Raw genomic sequence first — 9,247 nt, 5'->3', positions numbered from 1 at the left:
TTTGTTATCAGGCTTGCTAAAAAGGTAACAGCAAGYCGGTCAAAAACACAGCAAGTACGGGGGTTTTAAGTCCGGTTTCAATTGTATAACCCACATATACGAGCCTCCAAGGCGCGGGTCAGTCGCCGGGGGCCTCAGGCGTGACCATCTTGGCTATGTGACCATCTGTGAGCGCCAATGAGCGGCGATGTGAGGCTGTCATGCCATAGCGCCTTAAGGGCCATCGGGCTTTGGACACGAACTTTTTGGGTGGCAGGAAATCCAAGCAATCGCCCATCTCAGCGTCATTTATGTAATGAACATTACAGATAGTTAATCAACCGCTTAACTATTAATTTGCCCAGCGCTACCGGCCTCAGCTGTCTCATGGCGCATACCCAAAAAGAAAGCCCCCGGAGGAGCTTTCTACAGAGCGTTTAAACGACCGGGCTTACCAACTAACGGCGGGGTCCTTCTTGTGGCTCTCAGGCCGCTCCTTGCCCTCCAGAATACGCCGGATTTCCGCCTCCCACGCTTCAAGGAGGTTGTACTTTTGGGCCTTGTATTCCGCGTGGTTGTAGCCCCCGGCCATGCCCTTGATCTTGTGATTGAGCACCACTTCCACCACGAAAGACGCGGACGGATCACGTTCATTGTTCAAGGTCGAGAAGGTGTGCCTTAGGTCGTGCGGCACCCAAGGACGCCGGGGCCAAGGGGCCTCCGGGTCATCAACATAGGTCACGCCCAGAAGCTCCTCCATGCGCTTCACGACCTTTTCATGGGGCGCTGTGAAGTTCTTTATCGGGCTCGTGCCGCCATTGTAGGAGAACAGGAACGGCTTCTGAGGGAGGCCCTCAAGGATCGCCCTCACGTCAGGGAGAATGGGCAACGTATGCTCCTCCCGGTTCTTGACGCGGCCTGTACGCCCTCCGGGGATGGTCCAGCGCTTCAGGTCCTCGGACAGTTCCCCGCGCTGCATGTTGGCGACTTCGCTCTTCCGGCACCCGGTAAGAAGGATCACCCGCAACGCGGTCCCGGCTGGATAGCCAACTTCCCCGGTCGCGGTCCAGAACGCCCTGATTTCCGCTTCGGTCAGAAACCGCTCGCGCTTCTCTTCGCCGCTCCGTTGCCAATCCGTGATGTCCTCGCCGCGCTTGCCGTCTGCAAGCTTGTTCTCCCGTTGCGCCCATCGCCAGAGGGCTTTGAGGACGGCATAGGTCCGGTTCGCAGTGACGGGAGCCCCGGAGGCTTGGCGCTTGGCGGAACCGTTATGCAGGAGGTCATCAAGGTGATGCTTTACGTCCGCCTTAGAGAGGGCGGCGAAGCGCTTCCCCTGCCATTGCTCCGATAGTCCGCCCCGGATTTCCACCCATGTCCATTTCGCCTTGGTCTTGTCCTGCTTCAGTCCAAGGGCACGAGCCGTCTGTTCTATCGTGCTGTCCTTCGGGGCCTTCTTGGCCGCTGTCCCGCGTCCCATGACATAGTCCCGGAGATACTGCCGGGCCACGGCGGGGTAGAGATCGTCCTCGGGGACCGGAGCCCGGATCGCGTGTTTGGTGCCCTGTTCAAAGGCGGCAGGGTCAGCCTCAGGCGACAGGGCGAGCGCCGGGTCTGTCTTTGCCCGCTCCAGAACATCCTTCAGGGCGGCGACCTTGGCACGAGCCGACGTAAGCGACACGGACGGGAAGCTCATGACCCATTTGCGTTGTTCGCCCTGCGGGTTGCGGTAAAAGTAGAGGAAGCTTTTCTTCCCGGTAGGATAGACCGTGAGCCGTAGACCCTTGGCGATCTTGTCACGATAGATTAATGGTGGATCGCCCTTGGCGGGTGGGCTGTAGGTGTCTACGTTCTTCAGTTCGATGATCGGTGTTTTTGCCTCGGCCATTTGCTGCCCCTCCGTTACCTTGGCAGATGAATAGGTAACAGATTGGCGCGATATCACATGTAACGCCTTGTTACCTCTGAGGCCCAAAATACACCTGAAACGCTTATGCAACAAGGGATTTAGAGGCCCGGTTAACTTGTCTTGTAACGCCTCGAAATTCCACAAACATTGTATGTGAGACAAGAAAATGCTGCGGACTATCTCCGGATTTGATCGTATCGGCGAGGAAAATGCGTTCGYTGTCCTCGCCCGGGCTACCGCTCTCGCTGCAGAGGGCAAGGACATCATCAATCTCGGCATCGGCCAGCCGGATTTCAAAACACCCGGCCACATCGTCGAAGCCGCCATCAAGGCGTTGAAGGACGGCCATCATGGCTATACGCCAGCAAACGGCCTGCTCACCGCCCGCGAGGCGGTGGCGCGCCGCACACTCACGACGACAGGCGTCGAGGTCTCGCCGGAAAACGTCATGATCGTTCCGGGCGGCAAGGTCACGATGTTCGCTGCGATCCTGATCTTTGGTGAACCGGGCGCTGAAATCCTCTATCCGGATCCCGGCTTCCCCATCTACCGCTCGATGATCGAGTTTACCGGCGCCAAGCCAATTCCTGTACCCATCCGGGAAGAAAACGGCTTTGCCTTCTCGGCCGAAGAAACCCTTGCGTTGATCACGCCCCAGACACGGCTCCTGATCCTGAATTCCCCTGCCAATCCGACCGGCGGCGTCACGCCGAAATCCGAGATCGAAAAGCTGGTGAAAGGTCTCGGAGCCCATCCGCATGTGGCGATCATGTCCGACGAGATATACGACGTCATGACCTATGATGGCGAAGAGCATTGCTCCCTCCTCTCCTTCCCGGAAATTCGCGACAGGTTGATCATTCTCAACGGTTGGTCGAAGACCTGGGCAATGACCGGCTGGCGCATGGGCTGGTCGATTTGGCCAAATCAGCTCTATGACAAGGTGCGCAAACTCGCGGTCAATTGCTGGTCCTGCGTCAATGCTCCGAGCCAGTTCGCCGGTATCGCCGCCATCGACGGGCCGCAGGATGATGTGATCAAAATGTGCAAGGCTTTCGACAACCGCCGCAAGGTCGTCGTCGATGGCCTCAACAGCCTGCCCGGTATCAGCTGCGCCACGCCAAAGGGTGCGTTCTATGCCTTTCCCAACGTCAAAGAGACTGGCTGGGCCGCAAAGCAACTCGCGGCGGCGTTACTGGACGAGGCGGGTGTTGCGCTGATCGGCGGACCGGATTTCGGCATTCTTGGCGAAGGCTATATCCGGTTGTCCTACGCCAACTCGGAGGAAAACATCCTCCGCGCCATCGAGCGCATGGATAAGTTCCTGACGAAGTAGTCGGCCGGACGTGATGGCTGAAGACGCAAGGCATCGAGGCGATCGACTGATCGAGCCGAGGAGTAGAAGTCTTGGCAAAACACAGGATCTATACGACCAGCTTCGCAAGCGTTTATCCACATTACATTGCGAAAGTAGAGAACAAGGGACGCACAAAAACAGAGGTCGATCAGATTATTTCCTGGCTGACAGGCTACGATGAGAAAGGGTTACAAACCCAGCTTGAACAAAAATCTGATTTCGAGACATTTTTTGCCGAGGCTCCCAAACTCAACCCTTTGAGAACCTTGGTCAAAGGCGTGGTTTGCGGCGTTCGGGTGCAGGATATCGAAGAGCCGACTATGCGAGAAATCCGTTACTTGGATAAGCTCACTGACGAGCTGGTCCGGGGAAAAGCCATGGATAGAATTCTGCCGAAGATTTGATTTCCGCGGGATAAATTGCTGCTTGACGCGCGAGCGTCGAGGATTAGATAAGTCCTCATCATTATTCCCATCTGCGCCGAACGCCGATCCTTGAGTCGCGCCGTTTGGTCTGAAAGCCATCCATGACAGAGCAAACTACCCGTCGCGCGCCCGTTGTAGTCGCGATCATGGCAAGCATGGCGATGATCGCCATCGAAGCGACGATCGTTTCAACGGCGATGCCGCAAATTGCCGCCCAGCTGGGGCAAATCAATCTTTATTCCTGGGTTTTTTCCTCGTTCTTGCTGACCCTGACCGCGACAACCGTGGTGTTCGGAAAGCTGGCAGATATTTATGGTCGCAAGCCTATGATACTTGTCGGCATTGCCATCTTTTTGTTCGCCTCGGTGCTTGCCGGCTTCGCATGGTCGATGCCGTCGATGATCGCTTTCAGGCTACTGCAGGGTATCGGTGCTGGGGCAATTCAACCCGTCGCCATGACAGTGGTTGCCGATCTTTTTCCCGGGAACCAGCGTGGCAAGGTGCAGGGCTATTTGGCAAGCGTATGGGCTTTGTCGGCCGTCGTTGGACCCCTGCTCGGCAGCATCATCATCCACAACCTTCCCTGGGCATGGATATTCTGGATCAATGTTCCGGTCGGGCTTTTCGCAGCACTGGGGTTCGTGCTCTATCTCCACGAGGAAAAACGGACCCGGATCGTCTCCATCGATATACTAGGCGCCGCACTTTTCGCCATTTCCATTTCCTCGCTGATGATTGCCTTGACCGAAATGGAAAGTGCAGTATCCGGCGAGGCTATCGCGGCGCTGTTGGTCTTCATTGTCACGCTTGTTGCCTTCATCTGGCAGGAGCGGCGTGCCGAAGCGCCTATGGTTGCGCCCGACCTGTGGCTGAAACGACCGATAGCCTTCGCAAACCTGGCGGTCTTCTTCGCCAGCATGTCGATAATGGGCCTGACGACCTTCCTGCCAATGTACGTACAAACGGTGCTTAACCGCTCGCCGCTCGTCGCGGGGTTCGCGTTGACGATGCTGTTGTTGGGCTGGCCCCTGGGCGCGACAATCGCCTCCCGGCAGTTTGCACGCCTCGGTCTGCGCCCCCTCATGGTCGCCGGCAGCCTATGCATTCCGGTCGGGACATGTCTGCTCGTCCTGCTTAACCCCTCAAGTTCAGCCGTATTGGCCGGCGCCGGTTCCCTTGTTATGGGCTTCGGCATGGGCCTGCTCAATATCGGCGCATTGATCCTGACACAGGAAAGTGTAAGCGCGCATGAACGCGGCAGCGCGACCGCCTCTAATGTCTTTTCGCGCAACTTGGGCAGCACGCTCGGCGCAGCATTGCTTGGTGCGGTACTGTCTTACGGGCTGGCCAATACCGCCAGCGGCCATTCCATAACGCCGGAGCAACTACGCGGTCTTTTGAACGGCACCAGTGCCGTCATCAGCGATGCAGAAGAGATCCGGCTTGCCCTGCAGCACGCGCTGCATGCGACCTTCATTGCGATGCTTCTCATCGCCCTGTTGATCGTGCCAGCCTGCCTACTTGTGCCTCGCCCCCAAGTGCATCGGGAGACCCAGGAAGCGTGAACTGCCGCCGGCGCGGCTTGGGGCTCGAGTTCTCGGCGCTATACCGTGGGGACTGTTTTCGCCAGTGACATCACCCTGCGCAAGGCAAGCTGATACCCTTCTGTCCCACACCCCACGATCACTCCATCCGCACGCGTGGAAATATAAGAATGGTGCCGGAAACTTTCGCGCTTGTGGATGTTTGAAATGTGAACTTCCATGACGGTCCCCTCGAAGGTGTTCAAGGCGTCCAGAATTGCGATCGAAGTATGCGTGAATGCTCCAGCATTGATTATAATGCCGGCTGCCGTGCCACGCGCTTCGTGAATCCAGTCAATGATTTGATATTCACGGTTGCTCTGGAGAAATCGGATTGACCCACCCAATTCGGTAGCGAGTTCCACGCATTGTGTTTCAACATCTGAAAGTGTTTCGAACCCATAAATCTCCGGTTGGCGCTTTCCGAGCAAATTCAAATTAGGTCCATTGATGATGTAGATGGTTTTCACGGAGATCTCCTTGGGCCGACAAATCGGGGCTATGCGTGAGGCATTCCTGCCGGACGCAAATACTTTCGAAGTGCTGCAATCCGGAAAATGGCATTTGCGGCTCCATAGCCTCGATAGCCCGTTCGCTGCACAATCTCGAAGAAAAACCCTTCCCCGTAGGTCGGGCTGTAGAGCTGGAAATACTCGCCGTTTTCGTCGCGGTCATAGAGAATATTGTGACCTTTAAGCCGGTCGGTCATGTCCGGGTCGAGACCGAAACGTGCCTCCAGATCGTCGTAATAGTTGGGCGAGATACTAAGTGGTACGAAGCCATTTGCCTTGAGAGCTTCCGCGGTGGCAAAAATATCGTCAGTGGCAAAAGCCAGATGCTGAATGCCGGACCCCAACGTTTCCGTTATGAAATGTCCGGCCAGCGTATTTTTGTTCTCTGCTCCGTTGAGAGTGATCCGAAGAGAGCCCGCATCGTTTTCCACGACCTGGCTGCGCACGATGCCGGCGGGGTCGATAATGTCGACCATAGGCGTCTTGTGGGCCTGCAATATTGACGTATAGAAGAGCAGCCATGTCGGCAGTTCTTCATACCGCATTGTCTGCGCTATATGATCGAAAGCCCGAAGGCCTGCCGGCTGGGTGACATCACCATCAAATTTGTTGAACTCGATTTCCCAGATACGGTCGAGCGGTGACTTGTGATCGAGGAAATAGACAATGCCACCGCCGACTCCGCGAACGGCCGGCATCTCGATTTCGCCGGTATCAAGCGGCTGTTCGAACCGTTCGGCTCCGAGCGCTATGGCACGCTCGACAACGGCATGTGCGTCGTCGACCATCAGTCCCATGGCGTAGGCCGACGTGCCGTGGACCGCATAGGACGAGCTGGCAAAGCCCTTCTTCTCGGTATTGATGACAAGGTTGATATCCCCTTGCCGAAAAACCGATACCTGTTTGGTTTTGTGTTTTGCAACTTCCTTGAAGCCGAGACATGCAATCAATGCCTGAAGCTGTGGTGCTTCTGCGCTGTCGATCGTAAATTCCACAAAGGCAACGCGTTCCACTGCACCGCGTGGTGGCATCATAGGGACGGCTGACTTCTTTTCTGGTTCAGCACGTTTCACCTGGTCTTCCAGATAGACAAGGGACCGGCGGCCATCGACGGCAATCGCTCTTGGGGAACCGCCGCGAAACTGATCGTTGAAAATCTCGAGCGACAGATATCCGTCATATCCAGTGGCGGCGACTGCTTTCATGAATTCGAGCACGGGTAGATCGCCCTCGCCTGGCATATTCCGGAAATGCCGGCTCCAATAAAGCAAATCCATGTCTATCAGCGGCGCATCGGCCAGCTGAACTATGAAAATCTTCTCCTTGGGGATTGAGCGGATCGAATTGACATCGATTTTGCGGGAAAGCGTATGGAAGCTGTCGACGATAAGACCGATGTTCGGGTGATCGGCCCGGCGCACGATTTCCCATGCATCACGGTGATCGTTTATATGGCGACCCCAGGCAAGCGCTTCATAACCAACGCGCAGACCGCGTTTTGCTGCCCTCTCGCCCAACTCATGAAAATCGGCAGCAGCGCGATCCAGTCCGCCAATTGCAACCGATGAAACATTCGAACAAACAAGCACGAGATCGGTGCCCATTTCCTGCATGATATCGAATTTGCGCTCCGCTCGAGCGAATGTGCGCGACCGAAGCGGTTCAGGCATGCCTTCGAAATCGCGAAATGGCTGAAAGAGAGTGATTTCCAACCCGTGTTCTCGGATCATCTGGCCAACCTGGGCCGGACTTTCATCGAAGGCCAGGAAATCGTTTTCGAAAATTTCCACCCCGTCGAATCCGGCGGCCGCAATCGCCTCAAGCTTTTGTTTCAAATCTCCGCTGAGCGACACTGTTGCAATGGATGTCTTCATCACGAACCTCCTTATCTGTGTGCCCGGACMCCGATTTTGCGTTCGGGCGAAAAACCTTGGCGGGTGGAACCTGATGCAACCTTGCGCTGAGCCGAATGACGCCCGCTCAACGCGCCAAACACAATGGCTGGGCCGATAGTGATGCCCGGCCCGGGATAGGCGCCACCCATGATCGACTGCAGGTCGTTGCCACAGGCATAGAGGCCCTCGATTATCGACCCGTCACGGCGCACAAGACGTCCATGCTCATCCCCCACCAGACCGGTTGCCGAACCGATGTCACCCGGCCAAAGCCGGATGGCATAAAAGGGAGGCGTGTCCAGCGCACCAAGGCTCGGATTGGGGCCATGCGCCGGATCGCCATTAGCCCTTTCATAGACCGTCGTGCCGCGCGCGAAATCGGTGTCGACACCCGTTTTCCCATAGGAACTCATACGCGCCAGGCTGTCTTTGAGACCTTCGGCGTCGATGCCAAGCTTGGCGGCCAACTCTTCCGGCGTTTTTCCTTCGGTAAGATAACCGTCCGCCAGGAAAGGCCGGATACCTGCACCGCCCGGCCGGATCATGCCCAATCCATATGTCTTGAGCGCCCGCGCATCTGCAACCAGATAGACCGGTATGTGGCTGCCTTCCTTATTGATGGCATACATGGCCGAGACAAAGCGGTGATAGCTCGTGCTTTCATTGACGAACCGGCGGCCGTCACGTCCGACGGAAATGATGCCGGGCTTTGCGCGATCGAAGACGAAATGCGGGAAGACTGCCATTGATCCGTCCTTGCGGCGGCGGCGGGAAACCGGCGCCCAGAAGCACGGCTGCGATGCAGTCTCGCCATGGAAAGCGCCGACAGCGAAGGCGAGGTCATGCAAAGCGCCGGTGCTGCCTGGAGCGGACGGCGAGAATTCCGGTAGTGGATGCGGCAGCTTTTCCGGCCGCAACCGCTTGTGCTGGGCAAAGCCGCCGGATGCCAGAATGACGCCGCCCGCGACGTCAACCTGCCGCTCGATGCCCTTCTGACACAATCTCACTCCGGTTACACTCATCCCACTCATGACAAGCGAAGTCGTTTCGGTCTCCGTCAGGATGGTGACGCCGAGTTTCAGGGCCGTCATCAGCATCCGCCCGATCAACGCATTGCCCATGACGAGCCTGGTGCCGCGACCATGGCGCAGCCTTCCCACGTAATAACGGGCGATCAGCTTTGCCGAATAGGCCGCCGACGTGACGGATTTCCCGAGTTTCATCAGATGGGAGATGTCATCACGATCAACCATCATGCCGCCAAGCAAAGTGAATTCCGGGATCGGCGGGCGGATCAACTTCAGGTCGTCGCCAAGCGATGCCGCCTCGAATGGCAATGGCTCCAGYGCCCGCCCGAAACTCGAAGCCCCCTCCAGTTCGTACATATAATCCGGGTGAAAGGGGCGAGCACGAAACTTTACGTCCGTCTTGTCTTCGAGAGTATCGACAACGCCCGGCCCGGCGGCAAGAAATGCGTTGCGAAGCGCGGCCGAACTTTGATTGCCGACGGCACCGTCCAGAAACCGCGACGCTTTTTCATAGCTGTCGTCTGCGCCCGGCGAAACCGAATGGCGTGTCAGAGGTATCCAT

General features: G+C 56.9%; 7 protein-coding genes. 3 read left to right on the top strand and 4 right to left on the bottom strand.

Annotation, left to right across the window (positions count from 1 at the left end; translation table 11 throughout):
• Positions 1-430: 430 nt before the first annotated feature.
• Positions 431-1,864 (bottom strand): tyrosine-type recombinase/integrase, encoded by a 1,434-nt coding sequence (locus tag ACXJ5O_RS12140; protein ID WP_457300109.1) that lies wholly within the window; start codon positions 1,862-1,864, stop codon positions 431-433.
• 187 nt (positions 1,865-2,051) lie between these two features.
• Here ACXJ5O_RS12140 and ACXJ5O_RS12135 point away from each other — a divergent pair, with 187 nt between their 5' ends.
• The 3 genes from ACXJ5O_RS12135 (at position 2,052) to ACXJ5O_RS12125 (ending at position 5,232) form a co-directional block, all read left to right on the top strand.
• Positions 2,052-3,221: a pyridoxal phosphate-dependent aminotransferase gene (locus ACXJ5O_RS12135; protein ID WP_457300108.1), complete on the top strand. Its 1,170-nt coding sequence runs from the start codon at positions 2,052-2,054 to the stop codon at positions 3,219-3,221.
• A 71-nt stretch (positions 3,222-3,292) separates the two neighbouring features.
• Entirely contained in the window at positions 3,293-3,646 is a 354-nt protein-coding gene (locus ACXJ5O_RS12130; RefSeq protein ID WP_457300107.1) for a DUF2200 domain-containing protein, read from the top strand.
• 122 nt (positions 3,647-3,768) lie between these two features.
• Positions 3,769-5,232, top strand: a complete 1,464-nt coding sequence (locus ACXJ5O_RS12125) for an MDR family MFS transporter (RefSeq protein ID WP_457300106.1) — start codon at positions 3,769-3,771, stop codon at positions 5,230-5,232.
• 38 nt (positions 5,233-5,270) lie between these two features.
• Here the strand turns inward: ACXJ5O_RS12125 and aroQ are convergent, their stop codons facing one another.
• The 3 genes from aroQ to ACXJ5O_RS12110 form a co-directional block, all read right to left on the bottom strand.
• The gene (aroQ, locus tag ACXJ5O_RS12120) at positions 5,271-5,720 is read right to left on the bottom strand and encodes a type II 3-dehydroquinate dehydratase (RefSeq protein ID WP_457300105.1); all 450 of its coding nucleotides are present in this window, start codon (positions 5,718-5,720) and stop codon (positions 5,271-5,273) included.
• 29 nt (positions 5,721-5,749) lie between these two features.
• Entirely contained in the window at positions 5,750-7,636 is a 1,887-nt protein-coding gene (locus ACXJ5O_RS12115) for a bifunctional sugar phosphate isomerase/epimerase/4-hydroxyphenylpyruvate dioxygenase family protein (protein WP_457300104.1), read from the bottom strand.
• Positions 7,637-7,647: 11 nt separating this feature from the next.
• The coding region (locus tag ACXJ5O_RS12110) for an FAD-binding protein (RefSeq protein ID WP_457300103.1) at positions 7,648-9,247 on the bottom strand (1,600 nt) is incomplete at its 5' end.

The organism is Phyllobacterium sp. P5_D12, assembly GCF_054049495.1.
Note: the sequence above shows the minus strand (reverse complement) of the source record. Positions and strands in the feature narration are given on the sequence as shown.